The 19,109-nt window shown below is 33.7% G+C and carries 14 protein-coding genes; 6 read left to right on the top strand and 8 right to left on the bottom strand.

Going from position 1 to position 19,109, the window contains the following annotated elements:
- Window positions 1-198: 198 nt before the first annotated feature.
- The gene (locus tag BB050_RS01775; protein ID WP_066032378.1) at window positions 199-1,395 is read right to left on the bottom strand and encodes a pyridoxal phosphate-dependent aminotransferase; all 1,197 of its coding nucleotides are present in this window, start codon (window positions 1,393-1,395) and stop codon (window positions 199-201) included.
- Between the two features lie 123 nt (window positions 1,396-1,518).
- Here BB050_RS01775 and BB050_RS01770 point away from each other — a divergent pair, with 123 nt between their 5' ends.
- The 5 genes from BB050_RS01770 (at window position 1,519) to BB050_RS01750 (ending at window position 9,466) form a co-directional block, all read left to right on the top strand.
- A complete protein-coding gene (locus tag BB050_RS01770) occupies window positions 1,519-2,844 on the top strand; it encodes a PDZ domain-containing protein (protein ID WP_008462288.1) in 1,326 nt (441 codons plus the stop codon).
- A 150-nt stretch (window positions 2,845-2,994) separates the two neighbouring features.
- A complete protein-coding gene (locus tag BB050_RS01765; protein ID WP_066032377.1) occupies window positions 2,995-5,628 on the top strand; it encodes a gliding motility-associated C-terminal domain-containing protein in 2,634 nt (877 codons plus the stop codon).
- 32 nt (window positions 5,629-5,660) lie between these two features.
- A complete protein-coding gene (locus tag BB050_RS01760; RefSeq protein WP_066032376.1) occupies window positions 5,661-6,587 on the top strand; it encodes a PorP/SprF family type IX secretion system membrane protein in 927 nt (308 codons plus the stop codon).
- A gap of 10 nt (window positions 6,588-6,597) precedes the next feature.
- Complete coding sequence (locus BB050_RS01755; protein ID WP_066035075.1) at window positions 6,598-8,727, top strand: OmpA family protein; 2,130 nt, start codon at window positions 6,598-6,600, stop codon at window positions 8,725-8,727.
- A gap of 253 nt (window positions 8,728-8,980) precedes the next feature.
- A complete protein-coding gene (locus tag BB050_RS01750) occupies window positions 8,981-9,466 on the top strand; it encodes a hypothetical protein (RefSeq protein WP_066035074.1) in 486 nt (161 codons plus the stop codon).
- Window positions 9,467-9,559: 93 nt separating this feature from the next.
- Here BB050_RS01750 and BB050_RS01745 read toward each other — a convergent pair whose 3' ends face one another.
- A complete protein-coding gene (locus BB050_RS01745; protein ID WP_008462293.1) occupies window positions 9,560-9,940 on the bottom strand; it encodes a DUF1573 domain-containing protein in 381 nt (126 codons plus the stop codon).
- Window positions 9,941-10,204: 264 nt separating this feature from the next.
- Between BB050_RS01745 and BB050_RS01740 the strand changes: the two genes are divergently transcribed.
- Window positions 10,205-12,838, top strand: coding sequence for a valine--tRNA ligase (locus BB050_RS01740; protein WP_066032375.1), 2,634 nt, complete (start codon window positions 10,205-10,207; stop codon window positions 12,836-12,838).
- A 119-nt stretch (window positions 12,839-12,957) separates the two neighbouring features.
- On the opposite strand, the gene BB050_RS01735 is transcribed toward BB050_RS01740, so the two are convergent.
- From BB050_RS01735 to BB050_RS01715, 6 genes are all read right to left on the bottom strand, one after another.
- A complete protein-coding gene (locus tag BB050_RS01735) occupies window positions 12,958-13,581 on the bottom strand; it encodes a GyrI-like domain-containing protein (protein ID WP_066032374.1) in 624 nt (207 codons plus the stop codon).
- An 88-nt stretch (window positions 13,582-13,669) separates the two neighbouring features.
- Window positions 13,670-13,834, bottom strand: coding sequence for a putative polyvalent protein kinase domain-containing protein (locus tag BB050_RS22180; protein ID WP_250637245.1), 165 nt, complete (start codon window positions 13,832-13,834; stop codon window positions 13,670-13,672).
- Between the two features lie 40 nt (window positions 13,835-13,874).
- A complete protein-coding gene (locus BB050_RS22175; RefSeq protein WP_250637244.1) occupies window positions 13,875-14,294 on the bottom strand; it encodes a putative polyvalent protein kinase domain-containing protein in 420 nt (139 codons plus the stop codon).
- 59 nt (window positions 14,295-14,353) lie between these two features.
- Window positions 14,354-15,670 carry an APC family permease gene (locus BB050_RS01725; RefSeq protein WP_066032373.1) on the bottom strand — a complete coding sequence of 439 codons (1,317 nt, stop codon included), beginning with the start codon at window positions 15,668-15,670 and terminating at the stop codon, window positions 14,354-14,356.
- Between the two features lie 148 nt (window positions 15,671-15,818).
- A complete protein-coding gene (locus BB050_RS01720) occupies window positions 15,819-18,122 on the bottom strand; it encodes a TonB-dependent siderophore receptor (RefSeq protein WP_066032372.1) in 2,304 nt (767 codons plus the stop codon).
- A gap of 227 nt (window positions 18,123-18,349) precedes the next feature.
- Entirely contained in the window at window positions 18,350-19,075 is a 726-nt protein-coding gene (locus tag BB050_RS01715) for a DUF4198 domain-containing protein (RefSeq protein WP_066032371.1), read from the bottom strand.
- Window positions 19,076-19,109: the final 34 nt, after the last annotated feature.

Here is a 19,109-nt window from a genome sequence, read left to right as displayed (position 1 = left end):
AACTACTATTATATGTGGTATATCTTTTTAAGGCGGTAAAGATAATTAATAAATAGGAAACCTTTTCTATGGTTTTTAGGATTTAATTACTACTTTTTGGATATAATTTAAATTTTAAAGAGAAATATTGTTATTAAAAACAAAAAAGACAACAACGAAGAACGTTATTGTCTTTTTAAATCGATTATAATGAATTGATTATCTGTTGTTGTAAACCAGTAAAGCTTCCTTTAAGATATTTACAGCAGTAATCAAATCTTTTTTGTTCAACACATAAGCAATACGAACCTGATTTAGTCCCATTCCAGGTGTCGAATAGAAACCTTTTGCAGGAGCAATCATTACCGTTTCGCCATTTAAATCATAACTTTCAAGAAGCCATTGTGCAAAATCGTCTGAATCTTCTATCGGAAGTTCGGCAATACAATAAAAAGCGCCTTTTGGTTTTGTTACCACAACACCTTCAATCTTGTTTAATTCGGCAATTAAGGTATTGCGACGTTCTTTGTATTCACCAATTACTTCATCAAAATAACTCTGCGGAGTGTCTATAGCAGCTTCGCAAGCAATCTGCTCAATAGTTGGCGGACTTAAACGCGCTTGAGCAAACTTCATTACGGTTGCCAAGACGTCTTTGTTTTTTGTCACCAGACAGCCAATTCTTGCTCCGCACATACTGTAGCGTTTAGAAACAGAATCAACCATGATTACATTTTGCTGTACATCTTCTAGATTCATTACAGAAAAATGAACATCATCTCCATCATATAAAAATTCACGGTACACTTCATCAGCGATTAAGTATAAATCGTGTTTTTTAATTAAATGAGCCAATTGTTTAATTTCGGCTTCAGAGTATAAATATCCAGTCGGATTTCCAGGGTTGCAAATCAGAATGGCTTTTGTTCTTGGTGTTATTAGTTTTTCAACTTCGTCAATACTTGGCAAAGCAAAACCAGTTTCAATAGTAGAAACAAGAGGCACTACAGTTGCACTTGTAGAAGAAGCAAACGCATGATAATTAGCATAAAAAGGTTCCGGGATAATGATTTCATCTCCAGGATCTGTAATTGTGGCCAGTGCAAAAAGTAAGGCTTCAGAACCACCAGTAGTTACAATGATGTCTTCTGTGTTAACGTTTACATTTTGGCGCTGGTAAAAATGAGCTAATTTTTTTCTATAGCTTTCATATCCGGCAGACGGACTGTATTCTATAATACTCAAATCAATATTTTTTACCGCCTCGATGGCCACTTCCGGTGTCTTGATATCCGGTTGACCAATGTTTAAGTGATACACCTTGTGTCCTTTTTTCTTTGCTAAATCAGCAAAAGGAGCCAGCTTGCGTATCGGAGATTCGGGCATGTTTCTTCCCTTGTGTGAAATTGTCGGCATGAGTATAAATTATTGAAGTGCAAATTTGCATTTTTTTTTCCAATTTAACGTAAACAATACGGGTACTTGCAAAAATGTAACAATAATAAATATATTTACTAATTTTATAATAAAATATTGTCAATGAAAAAATATATAGTATTGTTTTTTGGGTTATTCTTACCTTTTTTGCTTTTTGGACAAGGCGATTTTTTATTGGAAAACAATGCAACAAAGGCCACAATTCCTTTTAAATTGATAAATAATCTTGTTTTTATTCCGATAAAAGTAAATGGAGTTGAGCTTAACTTTCTTTTAGATTCTGGTGTCGAAGAAACGATTCTGTTTAGTATGGAAGAAAAGCAGGAAGTCAGTTTTAATAATGTGGAAAAAATTAAACTCCGCGGTTTAGGAAGCGAGGAAGAAATAGAAGGCTTGAAATCGACAAAGAATATTTTGGAAACGCATGGTCTGAAATCCAATGATCATATGGTCTTTATTATTTTAGACCAAAGCTTCAATTTGTCTTCTCATATCGGAATTCCTGTCAATGGAATTATCGGCCATAAATTCTTTCGAAATAACTATGTAGAAGTTAATTACCAGAAAAGGAAAATAATAGTTCATGCGAAGAATAATAAGTTTGAGGAAAGGCTAAATAAAAAGTTTAGAATGGTTCCGATAACAGTAGAAAAATCAAAACCCTATATCATGACAACAGCAACGGTCAATAATGAAGAAATTCCGGCAAAGCTTCTAATTGATATTGGAAATAGTGATGCTTTCTGGGTTTTTGAGAATGATAAAATCAAACTCCCAAATAAAAATTTTCCAGATTTTTTAGGAAAAGGATTTAGCGGGGATATTGAAGGGCATCGTGCTAAAATTGATAAATTTTCGATTGACGAATTTGATTTTAAAAAACCAATCGTTTCTTTTCCTGATTCTGCCTCCATTCGGAACGTTAAGATGGTCCCAGGACGTATTGGATCTGTTGGTGGCGAAGTTTTAAAACGATTTACTTTGGTTTTGGATTATAAAGGGAAAAAACTCTACCTGAAAAAGAATAGCAAATTTGGAGAACCTTTTACCTACAATAAAAGTGGAATCACGGTTCAGCACAATGGACTTCAGTGGGTACAGGAAACAGTGCATTTAGAAACCGTGCGAGTTGCTTCCTCGATGGATGAATTGCAGGAAAAAGAGAAGAACAGCAATAATTTTAAATATAAATTTGCTCTAAAGCCTGTTTATGAAATTGTAAACGTGCGTAAGAATTCTGCAGCTGAAAAATGCGGACTGCTAAAAGGTGACATTATTATCAGTATTAATAAGACACAGCCGTATAAATATACTCTCCAACAGATTAATAATCTTTTAAAATCGGAAGATGATATTTGGATTAATATCGAGGTTGAACGAAATAGTGTGGTGCTTAAATTTAGATTTAGGCTAGAAGATGAATTGTAAAAAAGAACTAGGTCATAATTTTTGATTTATTATGAAAACAGCATTTTAAGATATTGTATTGTAGAAATGTTTACTTTTTGTGAAAATAAGTTTACTAAAAAGCGTGTTTTTTGTTAAATATTTTCTTATGTTTAGTAAAAAATTTGATCTATGGCAAAAAACTACATTAGCTACCACTGTTTTGTATTGTTTTTTATTTTTTTTACCCTCATTTCTTCAAAACTAACGGCACAATGTGCTGGTGATGATAATACAAATGAATTAATTTGTGACGTCTCTAATCCAATTTATCAATCGGTAAATTTATTTTCTTTATTAGGAGGTTCTCCAGTTCCTGGCGGAACATGGACAGGAAGCAGCAAGCAAGGTTTAGATGCTGTGAATGGTATTTTGAACGCGCAACTTATTCTTGGTGGTGGAACGTATTATTATACTTATACTGCCCCAGCGACTTCAGGATGTACAGATAATAAAGCTGTAGTTACAATTACGATAGGTGCATATGTGGGAGTTGGTTCGGAAGCTACAGTTTGTAATAAAAATCGAACTTTTAATCTTTTTACGGCTTTTGACAGTAAAGTAATGGGACCACATGTAAACGGGACATTTAAGACTGACAAAGGAGAGCCCGTAGAATCTTCAATAACGATTGATCAATATAAAACCAAAACTACACTTAACTTTATCTATACCGTGCCAGCTGTGCTTGCATGTTCTCCCGACGAAAAGTCTACCAATGTGCAAGTAACTATTTATATAGCTCCAGAAGCAGGAGAACCACAGCATTTGGAGTTGTGCGGCACAACCGATTTGGCAGCATATACCGATTTGAATTTAAATGATAGGCTTACTGGTGAAGACCCAGATGGAACATGGACAGGTATCGGAATAACATCGCCCACTGATCATACTATTAACCTTCAAGAATTATTTGACGCAAATGGCCCAGGAGAATATTCTTATACGTATACTGTTTTAGCTGTTCCTAACAGCTTTATATGTCCTGATGATAATGCTACTGTAAAAATATTGCTCGAAAAAAGACTCGATTTTACAGGGTCAAAAATCGCAGTTAGCAAAGATATCTGCGAATCGGAAATTGCCACAGCAACGTATTCGGCAAAAATTACGCAAGGACCAGACTCTATAACTAATGGAGTATACGACGTTAGTTTTAGTGTTGTCGGACCGGGAGCGTCTGGATCTGAAACTGTAAGAGGAAATTTTGCAAATGGAGAATTTAACTTTCCAATTCGATCTTCTTATTTTAAACAAGTGGGGCAATATACCATAACGGTTACGCGTATAGTGTCAACATCAAGTAAAGGAAAATGTGTAAATATCTTTAGTCCGTTTTCAACTATTTTGACTATTTATCCATTACCGCGTTTGACTAATGCTACATTATCGGCGCTTCCTATTTGTCAAAATGATGATGCTACAATTCAAGTCACAGCGCCTCAATTGCTCGATGGAAATTACCGTATCTCTTATAACGTAAATGGAGATAATTTGGCTCTTGGCGAAACAGCAGAAATGCAATCTATTGGAGGAAAGGCTTCTTTTATAGTTCCAAGAAGTTTAAATACTAGAAGCGGATTATCGGTAATTAGTATTTATAGCATCACTGATATTACAAATCCTTCGCCTCAATGCAGCAATACGGCAAATGTAGCAGGAAATTTAAATATAAATCCGCTTCCAAATGCAGTAACTGTGGTGGCAAAAGTTAATGATTTCTGTTTGAATGCGCCTGTTACTGTTGCAGTTTCTGGTTTAGGAAGCTTAACGAATGCCAGTATTTCTTATGCGTTGTCTGAAAGCAATTCTTCATCTGTGCAAACTATTGCAAAAGCAGTCACAAATGGAAAATTAGATTTTATTATTCCTGCCGAATTGCTTTTAAATACAGGAACAACAAAAATTACATTATTGAATTTAACCAATACCGTTACAAATTGCGATGTAGATTTAATCAATGTTACAGATGATTTTGTAATAAATCCAATTCCGCCAGCACCTACTGTAACAGATCAGCAGTTTTGTAAAGTTGATGAAGCAGTAATAGCCAATTTAGAGCCAAAAGGGGCGCAATATAAATGGTATAATTCGGCAACAGCAACAACACCGTTAGCAGTTGATTATGTTTTAAAAACAGAAGATTATTTCGTTAGAGAAACTTCAGCAGCGGGCTGTACTTCAGAACCAGCCAAAATTTCGGTAATTATAAACGATACGCCAGCTCCTGAAATGACAGAAACGCCAGACTTCTGCGGATTGGCAAATCCGAAAATAAGTGATCTTTCCAGTAAAACCAATGTTCCCACAACCGTTGCTTGGTATGATGCGGTAGATGGAAATTTATTGCCTTCAACTACATTACTAGTCCATAATGCAACTTATTACGGATATGATTTAAATGAAGTAACGAGATGCTTGTCTGAAAGTTACAGAGAAGTAAAAGTCTCTTTGCAAGACTGCGAGGTGGCTCAATACGAGTTTTTTATTCCAGACGGATTTTCACCAAACGGAGATGGTGTAAACGATTCGTTTGTGATAAAAGATATTGAGTTTTTATACCCGAATTATACACTTGAAATTTATAATAGATACGGAAACGGAATGTATAAAGGAGATAATAGTAAACCGGCTTGGGACGGTAAAAATTATGAAAAAAGCGGTATCGCGGGAGGTGTCGCACCCAACGGAGTTTATTTTTATGTATTGCATTTCAATAAAGACAATAAACCGCCAAAACAAGGCCGTCTTTATTTAAATCGATAAAATCTCTTTTTACATTTTAATACAGTTTTCAAATGAAAAAAATAATACTCCTTATAAATTTCTTCTTCTATTTATCGGTCTCTGCCCAGCAAGACCCAGAATACACGCATTATATGTATAATATGAGCGTGGTGAATCCTGCTTATGCGACAGGTGTTCCTGCCATGATGAATTTTGGTGGATTGTACAGAACTCAATGGGTGGGCGCTTATGGGGCTCCAAAAACATTTACGTTTTTTGGACATACGGCGATTAATGACAAAATAGAAGCCGGAATTTCTTTTATTTCAGATGATATTGGAGATGGCGCCAAAAAAGAAAATAATGTTTACGCCGATTTTGCATATGTTTTAAAATTAGGCGGAAAAAATAAATTGTCTCTAGGTTTAAAAGCAGGTTTTTCATCCATGCAAACCAATTTTAACGGATTTCGTTTTACAGATCCGCAGACCGATTTAGCTTTTGCAGAAAATATAAATGCAACCAAACCTAATATTGGAGTTGGAGCTTACTATTTTAGAGACAATCTCTATGTTGGATTATCTGCGCCTAATTTGCTGAAATCAAAATACATTGAAGAAAAATCAGGAATGAATGCTTTTGGTTCTGAAGAAATACACACTTTTTTAACGGCAGGTTATGTTTTTCAGGTTAGCGATAAGGTGAAGTTGAAACCAGCATTTATGTCAAAATTTGTAAAAGGCGCGCCAATTACTTTAGATGTTACAGCCAATGTTTTGTATAATGAAAAGTTTGAATTTGGAGCTGCCTACAGAATTGATGATTCAGTTAGTGCTTTATTCAATATTAATGTTACGCCGACATTGAGAGTGGGTTACGCCTATGATTATACGCTCACAAATTTCGGTCAGTTTAATTCTGGAACACACGAAATAATGCTGTTGTTCGATTTAGATATATTAGGAAAAGGATTCGATAAATCACCAAGATTCTTCTAAAATGAAAAATATGAAAAAACTACTCGTTATTATATTCGTATTTTCAATACAGTTTATAAGTGCACAGGATCAAGAATTGATTAGAGCAAAACGTTTTTTTGATAAAACGTATTACAGCGAAGCCATTATTTTATACCAAAAATTAGCCGACGAAAGACCTTCTGAAGAAGTCATTAAAAACTTGGCCGATTCTTATTTCTATACCAATGATTTGGTTAAAGCGCAGCGTTATTATCGTCTTCTGATTGGCAATTACAGCAATAATTTAGACCGAGAATATTATTTTAGATACGCACAAACGTTAAAAGCAACAAATAGCAACGATGACGCAAATGCCAATTTAAAAGAATATTATGCTAAATCTAGTAATCCAGAAGATCTTACCAAATTTGAAAAAGAACTTAAAACTTTAGAAAATGTTACTGCGATCGGTAAGCGTTTTGAAATTAAAAACCTTGCTATAAATACGCCAAATTCTGAATTTGGAGCAGTTAAATACAAAGAAAATCTAGTTTTTGCAGGAGTTAAATTGAAACCTGGTTTATTCGATAAAAAATACAAATGGGATAACGAAACCTATTTGAATTTAGTTTCAATTCCTTTAAAAAACATCAATTCGGCAGATTCTATCGTTCATTATTTTGCTAAAGAATTAAAAACTGGAATGCACGAATCGAATGCAGTTTTTACAAAAGATGGCAAAACGATGTATTTTACGAGAAACAATTCTAAAAATGGCAAGAAGAAGAAAGACGATAAAAAAATCTCAAATCTTCAGATTTTTAAAGCAGAATTAGTAGAAGGAAAATGGACCAATATTACATCGCTTCCATTCAACAGTCCGAATTATTCTGTTGAGCATCCCGCTTTGAGTGCCGACGAAAAAGTATTGTATTTTGCTTCAGATATGCCAGGTTCTTTGGGTTCATTTGATATTTATTCGGTAAACATAAATAAAGGAGCATTTGATACTCCAAAGAATTTAGGGCCGCAAGTCAATACCGGTAAGAGAGAGCAGTTTCCTTTTGCTTCGGGAGACAATAAATTATATTTTTCATCAGACGGACATTTAGGTTACGGATCATTAGATGTTTTTGTTTCTGAAATAAATGGAAATGACTATTCAAAACCAGTAAATGTCGGGCTTCCGTTAAATTCCAATTTAGATGATTTTGCGTTTAATATCGATTCGAATACCAAAGAAGGATTTTTTGCTTCAAATAGAGAAGGAGGAAAGGGAAGCGACGACATTTATCAATTCAAAGAAATAAAAGATCTAATCGTTGAAGATTGCAAACAGTTTATTGCAGGAACAATTACAGATGTAGATACGCAATTGGCTCTAGAAAGTGCAACAGTATTATTGCAGGATTCAGAAAATAAAACCTTAAATACAATCACAACTTCTGCTGACGGAAAATTCAGTTTTACGGTTGCCTGTGAGAGTTCGTATAAAATAAGCGCTTTCAAAGAAAACTATACCAATGCTTCTAAAATATTGACCTTAGATAAAACTAGAGATAAAGTTAATGATGCTTCTTTGGCGTTGAGATCTTTAGAAGCCATCAAAAAAGAAGAAAAACAAATTGCTGAAAATAAGAGAAAACAGGAAATTATTATTGAAGAAGAGAACAAGAAAAAAGAAGCTTTGGTTGCCCTTGAGTTAAAAGAAAAAGAGAAAAAAGCCAAAGAAGCCGCAATTGTTGCAGCTGAAGTTAAAAAACAGGAAAAAGTAAAAGAGATTTTAGCGAAAGAAAAAGATGTTGTAAAAGACAAAGACCGCTTGATCATCAAAACAGATCCAATTTACTTTGACTATAATATGTGGTACATTCGTAAAGAATCAAAAGTGGTTCTAGGAAGAGTTGTCGAATTAATGAAGAAGTATCCTGAAATGAAAATCGAAATAGGATCTCATACTGATTCTAGAGGAAATGCTAAATTTAATGAAGATTTATCGCAAAAGAGAGCTAATTCTACTAGAGAATTTATCATTCAATCGGGAATAGATGCCCAAAGAATTACAGCAAAAGGTTATGGAGAATCGGTGCCAATTATAAAATGCAAAACCGATGACTCGTGCTCAGAAGAAGAACATGAATTAAACAGAAGATCTGAATTTGTAATTAAAAATTTATAAAAATCATCCTTTTGAGTTAAATTGAATTTAAACACATATAAACATAGATTTTTATTGTTTTTGTTTAAGATTATAGAAAAAGCTAGCTTTAACACATAGCTATGTGTATTGAAATTAGTGAAACGCCTTTTAAAATTTATTGAAACTATGTTTCTATGTGTTGAAATTAATTTTTACCAACAGATTAAAATTATTGAAGAAATAAATTCTTTTTCTTTAATTTTATGGTGATATCAAAAAAATGAAAAATATTATGAGAAATCTAACCTTATCTTGTTTGCTTTTATCCTTCATCGGATTGCAAAGCTGTAAAAATGAAGAAAAACAAAAAGCCGCTGAAGCTGCAAAAGCAGAAGGTGAAACAATAGTAAGCACGGCATGTTACAAAGCAATTTATGAAAAGGATACGATAGATTTAAAATTAAATACTTTAAAAAACGGAAAATTATCTGGAGATATGGTTATGAGAGTGGCGCCTTCAACTGTTAGAACGGGTGAAGTTGCAGGAGAGTTTCATGGAGATACGCTGTTTGTAGATTATACTTTTAAAGACAACGTAAACGGGGACAAAACATTCAAAAATCCGATGGCACTTTTAAAACGCAATAATCAGCTTATTTTAGGAAACGGAACGATGCAGACAACAATGGGAGTTACTTATTTAGTAAAAGACAAACCAATTGACTTTGAAAGCGTAAAGTATAAATTTGATACCGCTGAATGCGCTGAGAAGAAATAAAAGAAGAAAGATTTGAGAAGCAAGATGCTTTGCAAAATAAAAAGCCGTTTCTAGATTTAGAAACGGCTTTTGTTATTTTAGATTATTTGATTCTTATTGAACTTCACCCTTAATTTTAAGAGCTACTCTTCCGTCAGGATAGTTTACTGCGTTTGTTTCAACAGTAATAGTTTTACGGATAGGTCCTGCGACCATATTATATTTTACATCGATTTTTCCTTTTTTGCCTGGCATAATGGCTGCCGCAGGTTTAGTCACAATAATTGAACTTACTGTAGATTCTGCACCTGTAATTAATAAAGGAGCATCTCCAGTGTTGGTAAATTCAAATGAACGAAGCCCATTGTCACTTTTAGAAATTTTTCCATAATCAATTGTATTATCAGGGGCTGCAAATTCAATTTTTGGGCCATTTTGCGCATAACTTATTGCACTAAACAATAAGACTGCAATAAAAGAGGCTGCATTTTTCATATGAAATCTTTTTTTAATTGTAAGTAAATATACATTCTTTTAATTAACACACAAATTATTATTTCTCTTTTTATAGTCTACTTAATTATTTACTTTTGCTGTCAGCTAATAAAATACAAAAACTGAACCAAAGTTTCGCTTATGTGCTTAACTGTTTAATCGTTTAACCGATTTACCTTAAATTGATTTCACGAAAAAACAAGCGATTAAACAATTTAACGATTAAACGAATCAACAAAAAAGTAAACGATTAAACATATATAAATGACAATTCCAGCACAATTTGACGCTAAGACGATTGAGAGTAAATGGTATGATTACTGGATGAAAAATAACTATTTTCATTCAGAACCAGATCATAGAACACCGTACACCATTGTAATCCCACCGCCAAACGTCACTGGAGTCCTTCACATGGGACATATGTTGAATAATACGATTCAGGATGTTTTAATTCGTAGAGCACGTCTAAAAGGATTCAACGCTTGTTGGGTACCTGGAACAGACCACGCTTCTATTGCTACTGAAGCAAAAGTGGTAGCGAAATTAAAAGCTGAAGGAATCAATAAAAACGATTTGACCCGCGAAGAATTCCTAAAACATGCTTGGGAATGGACAGATAAATATGGCGGAACAATCTTGGAGCAGCTTAAGAAATTAGGAGCTTCATGCGATTGGGAACGTACTAAATTCACGATGGATCCAGACATGTCTGCATCTGTAATTAAATCGTTTGTGGATTTATACAACAAAGGATTAATCTACAGAGGATACCGTATGGTAAACTGGGATCCAGAAGCAAAAACTACTCTTTCTGACGAAGAAGTAATTTACGAAGAACAGCAAGGAAAATTATTTTTCTTAAAATATAAAATTGAAGGTTCAGAAGATTTCTTGACCATTGCCACAACGCGTCCAGAAACTATTTTCGGAGATACTGCTATCTGTATCAATCCAAACGATGAGCGTTTTACACATTTAAAAGGTAAAAAAGCAATTGTTCCAATTTGCGGAAGAGTTATTCCAATTATTGAAGACGAATATGTTGATATTGAATTCGGAACAGGATGTTTGAAAGTAACGCCTGCTCACGATATGAACGACAAAACGTTGGGTGAGAAACACAACTTAGAAATCGTTGATATTTTTAACGAAGACGCAACTTTAAACAGCTTCGGATTGCACTATCAAGGAAAAGACCGTTTTGTAGTTCGTAAGGAAATTGAAAAAGAACTTCAAGAAATCGGTGCTTTAGCAAAAACAGAAACACACTTAAATAAAGTGGGAACTTCTGAAAGAACAAAAGCCGTAATCGAACCAAGATTATCTGACCAATGGTTCTTGAAAATGGAAGAATTGGTAAAACCAGCAATTAAATCGGTTTTAGAAACAGGAGATATTAAATTACATCCAAAACGTTTCGAAAACACTTACGCGCATTGGTTAAACAACATTCGCGATTGGAATATTTCTCGCCAGTTATGGTGGGGACAACAAATTCCGGCTTACTATTATGGTGACGGAAAAGAAGATTTCGTAGTTGCAGAAAACATCGAAGATGCGTTAGCATTAGCAAAAGAAAAAACCAACAACCCTCAACTAACAACCGACAGCTTAAAACAAGATGTTGACGCATTAGATACTTGGTTTTCTTCTTGGTTATGGCCAATGTCTGTTTTCGGTGGTATTATGGATCCAGAAAGTCCAGATTTTAAATACTATTATCCAACAAATGATTTAGTAACAGGTCCAGATATTTTATTTTTCTGGGTGGCAAGAATGATCATTGCAGGTTACGAATATGCAGGTGAAAAACCATTTACTAATGTATATTTAACTGGCTTAGTTCGTGATAAACAACGCCGTAAAATGTCTAAATCATTAGGGAATTCTCCAGATCCTTTAGACTTGATCGAGAAATTTGGTGCCGACGGTGTTCGTGTAGGATTGCTTTTAAGTGCTTCTGCAGGAAACGATATTATGTTTGATGAAGAGTTATGCCTTCAAGGAAAAGCGTTCTCAAACAAAATCTGGAATGCTTTCAAATTGATTAAAGGTTGGGAAGTTTCTGAAACTATCGCACAGCCAGAATCATCAAAAGTAGCAATAGAATGGTACGAAGCGAAATTACAGCAGACTTTGGTTGATATTGAGGATAATTTTGAGAAATACAGAATTTCAGATTCATTGATGGCAATCTATAAATTGGTTTGGGATGATTTCTGTTCTTGGTTCTTAGAAATGATTAAACCGGCTTACCAACAGCCAATTGATAGCGTAACTTTCTCGAAAGCGATCGAAATGTTAGAAAACAACTTGAAGTTATTGCATCCGTTTATGCCTTTCTTGACAGAAGAGATTTGGCAGTTGATTACGGAAAGAACTCCAGAAGAAGCTTTAATTGTTTCGACTTGGCCAGAAGTAAAACCGTTTGATGCAAAATTAATTGCTGATTTCGAAAATTCTATTGAAGTAATTTCAGGAATTAGAACCATCAGAAAAGATAAAAATATTCCATTTAAAGATGCAATTGAATTAAAAGGAATCAATAGCGAAAATGTTTCTACTTATTTTGATTCAATCATCACGAAATTAGGAAACGTTTCTGCTTTCGAATATGTTTCTGAAAAAGTTGATGGCGCTTTGTCTTTCCGTGTAAAATCTAATGAATATTTCATTCCGATTACTGGAAATATTGACGTTGAAGCAGAAATTGCAAAACTGACAGAAGAATTGAATTATACAAAAGGATTCTTGAAATCGGTTGAAGCGAAACTTTCAAATGAGAAATTCGTTAACGGAGCTCCGGAGAAAGTACTTAATTTAGAAAAACAAAAACAAGCTGATGCTTTAGCAAAAATTGCTACAATCGAGCAGAGTTTGGCTGGTTTGAAATAAGAAATATTTCTTTTTATAAGCAGACCTAACAGGTTTTTAAAACCTGTTAGGTCTTTTTTTTATTAGCCACAAATTGCTTCGCCTGTTCGCTTTCGCTCGAGTCGTGGCTAATAAAAAAACTATTTGACAGGTTCTCTCAGTATTGTTTTTAATTTCTCGGGAGCTGTTTTACGAAAGTCTGAAAGATAAATTTCATGATGCAACCCGTTTTGTTGTAGATTATTTTCAATACTAAATTCTAGAATTTTTTTTAGTGTTTGCGGTTCTGTATCAAAAGGGCCAATATGAAGAACTTGAATTACTTTGCCTTCTTCCATTTCAAAGAATTCAATTGCTTTGGCTAATTCATTTTGTTTTTTATTGACCGCAATGGCAATAGCTTTTTCGGTTTGTTCTCGAGTTACAAAATCGGGCATTCTAATCATGATCCTGTAATTCCATTCAGCGCGAGGTATTTTCAGTGGAGCTTCATCCATTGAGATTGATGCGTATTTTTCAGTATCAAAACTCCACAATGCTTCTAGTTTTGGAACAACAAAATCGTTATCCATCGCTTTATGCATAAATTTAATGACATACGCCGTGGTGTATAATGCTTGAATTTTTTCTGAAAAATCTTTTCCAGAAGGATCACCTTGACCTGTAAGCGATATATAATTCGCTTTTTCTATAAAGACAATTTCGGGGTTGATTTTGGCATTATAGTACGTTTTGTCTGTTTTGGTTAAATCTAATTTGCTCATCTTTTTTGTGTTTTGTTATGCAAATTAAATGGCATGAAGTGACAACGTTATGTCAGTAGAAGTTCTCTTTTTTTACGAAATTATTTTTTTAATTCTCGTAAAAATTATCTTTTATATAGAAAACGGTATCTATAAATTGGAGAATACCATTTTCTGTCAATACATTTTCGTCGTGAAGATCTTCAAGAATAATTCCTAGGTCGGGATTATAATAATCATTGTTTTTGGTATTTAGAAAACCGTTTACAAGCATAAACTTTTTACAACTTCTAAATCTGTTGGTTCAGTTGCTTTTACAAAAGGTTGTCAACAACTGCATATATAATATCTTCGTTTTTGAAAAAGCCTAGTAAATTGTATGCAGTATCTGGAAAAAAGAAGTTATTTAACAATAAATTATTGAAGTAATCTATCCAGGAATTGTAATAAATAGAATCATTAAGTTTGATTACATGCTTTCCATCTTTTAGATAGACTTTTTGCTCTGCTCCTTCAGAGAGGTAATCTTCAAGATTAATATCTAGAATCCAAAGATTATTTAATTCTATAAATCTTTCTAAGGTCTCTTTTTCTTGTTTTTTGAAATGCTTGAATTCTTTAGCCATTGTACTTGAGCTTTGGCTTCTTCTAAGGTAACTGGCTGCTGCTTGGATAATTGCTCCATGCTTAACTTTGCTCTTTCCTGAAATGATAAGTTGTAATTCATGTTTCATATTGTTAAATGCAAAAATAGTGCATTTTATTAAAAAACAAAATAAAAGTAAGTTTTGTATTACTTTTGTTTTTTCTTCAAAACTAAAAACAAAGGATAAGAAGCGATCACAATACCTACAATTATAATAAAGCTTTTTAGATCGCTGTAAATAAATCCAGCAAGTAATGCAATAGAAAATATTAAGGCAATTATTGTGGTCCACGGATACCAGAAAGAGCGGTAAGGTCTTGGTAAATGCGGTTCAGAGGTTCTTAGTTTTAAAAGGGAATAATAGGCAAGTCCCCAAACGATTATGGAGATAAAAGCGGCGAATGAAAACAAAACTTCAAAAGAACCAATGCAGATTAAAAACAAGCTAAAAAATGATGAAACCAAAAGCGCTACAATTGGTGTTCCGCCTTTGTTTACTTGAGTTCCTTTTTCGATAAAAAATCCGTCACGGCTTAATCCGTACAATATTCTTGGAGGAATCATCATAAAGGCATTCAAAATACTGATTAAAGAGAAAATCGAAATTACCGTTACGATTTTAGCTCCGCTTTCGCCAAAAAGAATTTTAGCAACATCAGCAGCGGCAAGATTAGATTTTGCTAGTGTTTCGATTGGCAGTACATGAAAAAATGCAGCATTTACCAAAATATAAATGGCTACAACAAGTAAAACTCCGCTGTATAAAGATTTCGGAATATTTTTGTTTGGATTTTCATTTTCTTCAGCAAAAAAACATACAGCATTCCAGCCATTGTAAGTCCCGATAATAAGCTGTAATGATTTGAAAAATCCAAAAATAAGTCCAATTTGAAAAATGGAATTATCGGTTTTAATTGACGGAACTTCAACTCCAGAATACATAAAACAAGCCACAACCAAAGCCACAAAACAAATCACTTTTAATAAACTAGTAATCTGCTGAATCAAGCTTCCGTTTTTTACACCACTTAAATGTAGCAATACAAATGCTATTAATAAAGAAATGGACATTACTGTTGCATAATTGGCCAATTGTGGAAATAGAATGCTAGTGTATTCGCTAATTACAATGCAATAAAAGGCAGGAGGAATGGCATTTACAATATAATCGTACCAGCCAGAAAGAAATCCAGCATACTCGCCCAAAGCTCTTTTTATATAATTGTAAGACCCACCAGCTTTTGGCAGCATTGTCGCCAGTTCTGAATACGAATTAGCTCCCAATAAAACATACAAACCTCCAAATAGCCAAGAAGCAAGAATCAGCCAATAATTGTTTAGCATTTCTGCAATAGTTCCAGGCGTTCTTAAGATCCCAACACCGATTGTTCCTCCAATTAAAACGGCTATATTAAAACTAAGGCCTAAACTTTTTTGCAATTGGTTTTTCTTGGAATCTGACATTTTTGATTTTTTTAGGGAATATTATTGCTAACAAAAATAGTGTTAATTGAATTAGTATCGGATGTAAAATAAAAATCCCAAGATTTTTCTGTTTTTGAGAAGACAGGAAAATCTCGGGATAAATCAAAAAAACATCTAATTCAATATTTTAGAACTTGTATCGCAAGCTTGTCATAACCTGACGAGGAGCAATTGGGTTCACACTATAGTTTTCGTGAACTGTATAATTTAATTCGTTTGTAATGTTTGATAATTTGCAAAGAATTGAGAATTTTCTCCAAGTATATCCAACAGATGCATCGATTGTAATATAACCTTCTAATGGAATATCGCGATCTCTAATCGTTACGGTATATGCAGGGTCAGGTTTAGGATTTGTTGGTGTAGGTTTAACAGCAGTCCAAACATAATCATCATTCCATCCGCCCAAACGGTCTCCAATATAGTTTCCGATAGCTCCAAAAGAAAGACCTTTTAAGACGCCAGATGGCAACGTATAGAAGAAACTTAAATTGGCTGTATTTACTGGCGTTCTCACTACACGATCTCCTTCAACAAAACTTCCGTTAGTCCCAGATGTATTAGTATAACGCATATCATTATAGCTGTAACCTCCAATGATGCTTAATCCTTCAGTAGGTTTTGCGGTAATATCAATTTCAACTCCTTTACTTTTTGTTCCGCCGCCTAAAGTTTTTTTAGTTGTATCTGTATTAAGAGATCCATCAGTATTATACTCTGCAGTTTGCGCTAAATTGCTATTTGTGATTTGGTAAACTGTTACATTTGTACTTAAGGCACCATTCCAGAAATCTTTTTTGATTCCAGCTTCATATTGATCTATAATAGAAGCTTCTAATGGTTGCAAGTCAATTGTTGTTCCTGTATTTGGTGTAAATGAACTAGAGTAACTAGCAAATAATGACATGTCTTTTAAAGGCTGATATACTAATCCTACTTTTGGAGAAAACGCATTGTCTAAACGCTTTGGAGCAACAGTTGGTGTTGCTTTTTCAGGATTTCCTGCTCCGGTAGAAGTCTCTTTATATGTTGTTACTTCAGCTTCTTGCCATGACCAACGAATTCCAGCAAGTACTTTAAATTTATCTGTAACCGAAATTAAATCCTGGAAATAAACCCCGAAACGATTTGTTTCTGTTTTTCCGATTTGTGTTGCTCTTGCATTTGGAATATCATTTCTTTGCGTTGACGGATCAAAATCAAAAAGATAAATCGTGTCATAAAGACTAGGATCATATTTACCGTTTACTTTTACTTTTTCTTCACTAAAAGCGTAAGTATAAGCTGTTGCAAATGAGTTTTCCCAATCTACACCAGTAAAAATTTGATGTTTTACAGATCCTGTATTAAAGTTTCCTTGTAAGCTTAATTGATCTCCTAAAATTTGCTCTAAGTTTTTTCCTTGAGTTAATCCTCTATTCCAGTAACCTGGAGTTGGATATATTTTGCTGTCATCTAAATTAGATAGTTGGGCTGTAGATTTTTGTGTTCTTTTGTATGTCTGATAAGAACTATTGAAGTTCAGTTTCCAGTTTTTATTGAAATCGTGATTTAATAAAACCGATGCACTAGAAGATTTAGTAGTACCATTTGACCAAAGTGCTCCATAGAAAGCATTGCGAGGTAAGTCTAAGATTTCTTTTCCGATAATTCCGGTTCCAAAATCTGGCGTCCAATCTGCGCTTAAATAGTCACCTTGAACCGTAATTTGTGTTTTAGGGCTGATTACGAAAAGTAACGATGGGTTGATGTATAAACGTTCATTTTTTACAACATCTCTAAAACTCTCTGAATTCTCATAAGAACCATTAATTCTAAATGCAATAGATTTATTTAGGCCTCCATAAAAATCAAATGCTGGTTTATAGTAAGCGTAGCTTCCCATTTGCATTGAGATTTCACCTCCACTTTTGAATTGAGGCGTTTTGGTTACTAAGTTTAAAATTCCTCCTGGAGTAACATTTCCAAATAATAGGGCAGAACCACCTTTTAAAAATTCTACTTTATCTAAGCCAGAAACATCAGGAATTGAACCTGAATTATAACGAAAACCATTTTTGAACATATTGTTTGCCGACATGTCATATCCTCTTGAGAAAAAAGATTCTGTAGCACCTCCACGAGCAGAACTTACATATACACCATTAGCATTTTTAAGAACTTCGCTTAATCTGATAGCTTGCTGCTGTTCGATAATTTCAGAACCAATTACTTGAATGCTTTGAGGATTATCCATTGGTTTTAATCCAGAGCGAACTGCAGTTACTGGTTTCGGCTCTTTTGTTTTGGTAACCAGAACTTCGTTTAGAATTTCTCCTTTTTTATTTTTTACAGTATCAGTAACAGATGAAGTCGTTTCATTGCTTGAATAATCTTGACCGTAAGAGGCAAAACTTAATAATCCTAATGCAAATAGTAAATTATATTTCATGGTATTTATTTAGATTCAATAAAAATTATCGAGTGCAAATATAAAGACACAGATTCTTTAACAGAAAATTATGAACCATTTTTATTTCTTAAATGTTTATTATTTTTTCCTTAAGATTTCCTTAAGAATTTTTAGTTATTATTTTAATTTAGTATAAATAACAACTAAAAAGCCTTGCTCCGCAGCAAGGCTTTAAATTGAATTTAAATCTCAGAATGAACGAAAAATTATTTTACTACAATTTGGTAAGTAGCCATTTTCCAGATTTCATCGTATTTTTTTCCGTTGTGTTCACCAGATGATTTGTCTGTATGAGCATATTCTACCATATAATTTCCTGACCAGATAGGCGTAAAAGAAAATTCTCCTTTATCGTTTGTCCACAACTCTTTTTCCCATCCGTTTGGCGCAATTACTTTAACTTTAGCTTCTTTTGCAATCGCTCCGTCATAAGAGGCTACGCCAGTAATTTTAGTATCTTTTTTGGCTACATCCGCATTTTCTGAGAAAACAGCAATTTTGTTGGTGTTAGAAGTAATAGTATTTCCTGCAGCCTTATTGCCAACCACAACGTTTGCACTAGAATTGTAATCTAATTTCATCGTGCCATAAACATCTTTTACAGTATGATGCATTACAATCGTGTAGACCCCATCTTCATCTGGTGTAAAAAACGCTTGGTATTTATTGTCTAGAGCTTTAGAAGTTAATTTAGTCTCTTTTTTTGAAGGAGAAATTACCACTAAAGAGAAATCCTTTAAATCAGAAAACCATTTATCGGCTTTTGTAATGTCGTTATCAGAGAACTCTCCAAAGTAAACAGAAATTTCTTGAGCTTTTCCTTTTGTTCCTGTTGCTTTAGTTTCGATCCAAAGAGCATGAGCAAAAAGTTGAGGTGCAGCAAAAAGCATTAGAAATAAAAAGCTTACTGTTTTTAAAGTATTTGATTTCATAAGATCGAGTTTTAAATTATTAATTGATATTTTT

The organism is Flavobacterium anhuiense, assembly GCF_001705175.1.
Classification (GTDB): Bacteria; Bacteroidota; Bacteroidia; order Flavobacteriales; family Flavobacteriaceae; genus Flavobacterium; species Flavobacterium anhuiense.
Note: the sequence above shows the minus strand (reverse complement) of the source record. Positions and strands in the feature narration are given on the sequence as shown.

Coding starts and splice junctions, on each gene's coding strand:
- BB050_RS01775 (WP_066032378.1), bottom strand. CDS start 1,395: ATGCCGACAATTTCACACAAGGGAAGAAACATGCCCGAATCTCCGATA.
- BB050_RS01770 (WP_008462288.1), top strand. CDS start 1,519: ATGAAAAAATATATAGTATTGTTTTTTGGGTTATTCTTACCTTTTTTG.
- BB050_RS01765 (WP_066032377.1), top strand. CDS start 2,995: ATGGCAAAAAACTACATTAGCTACCACTGTTTTGTATTGTTTTTTATT.
- BB050_RS01760 (WP_066032376.1), top strand. CDS start 5,661: ATGAAAAAAATAATACTCCTTATAAATTTCTTCTTCTATTTATCGGTC.
- BB050_RS01755 (WP_066035075.1), top strand. CDS start 6,598: ATGAAAAAACTACTCGTTATTATATTCGTATTTTCAATACAGTTTATA.
- BB050_RS01750 (WP_066035074.1), top strand. CDS start 8,981: ATGAGAAATCTAACCTTATCTTGTTTGCTTTTATCCTTCATCGGATTG.
- BB050_RS01745 (WP_008462293.1), bottom strand. CDS start 9,940: ATGAAAAATGCAGCCTCTTTTATTGCAGTCTTATTGTTTAGTGCAATA.
- BB050_RS01740 (WP_066032375.1), top strand. CDS start 10,205: ATGACAATTCCAGCACAATTTGACGCTAAGACGATTGAGAGTAAATGG.
- BB050_RS01735 (WP_066032374.1), bottom strand. CDS start 13,581: ATGAGCAAATTAGATTTAACCAAAACAGACAAAACGTACTATAATGCC.
- BB050_RS22180 (WP_250637245.1), bottom strand. CDS start 13,834: ATGCTTGTAAACGGTTTTCTAAATACCAAAAACAATGATTATTATAAT.
- BB050_RS22175 (WP_250637244.1), bottom strand. CDS start 14,294: ATGAAACATGAATTACAACTTATCATTTCAGGAAAGAGCAAAGTTAAG.
- BB050_RS01725 (WP_066032373.1), bottom strand. CDS start 15,670: ATGTCAGATTCCAAGAAAAACCAATTGCAAAAAAGTTTAGGCCTTAGT.
- BB050_RS01720 (WP_066032372.1), bottom strand. CDS start 18,122: ATGAAATATAATTTACTATTTGCATTAGGATTATTAAGTTTTGCCTCT.
- BB050_RS01715 (WP_066032371.1), bottom strand. CDS start 19,075: ATGAAATCAAATACTTTAAAAACAGTAAGCTTTTTATTTCTAATGCTT.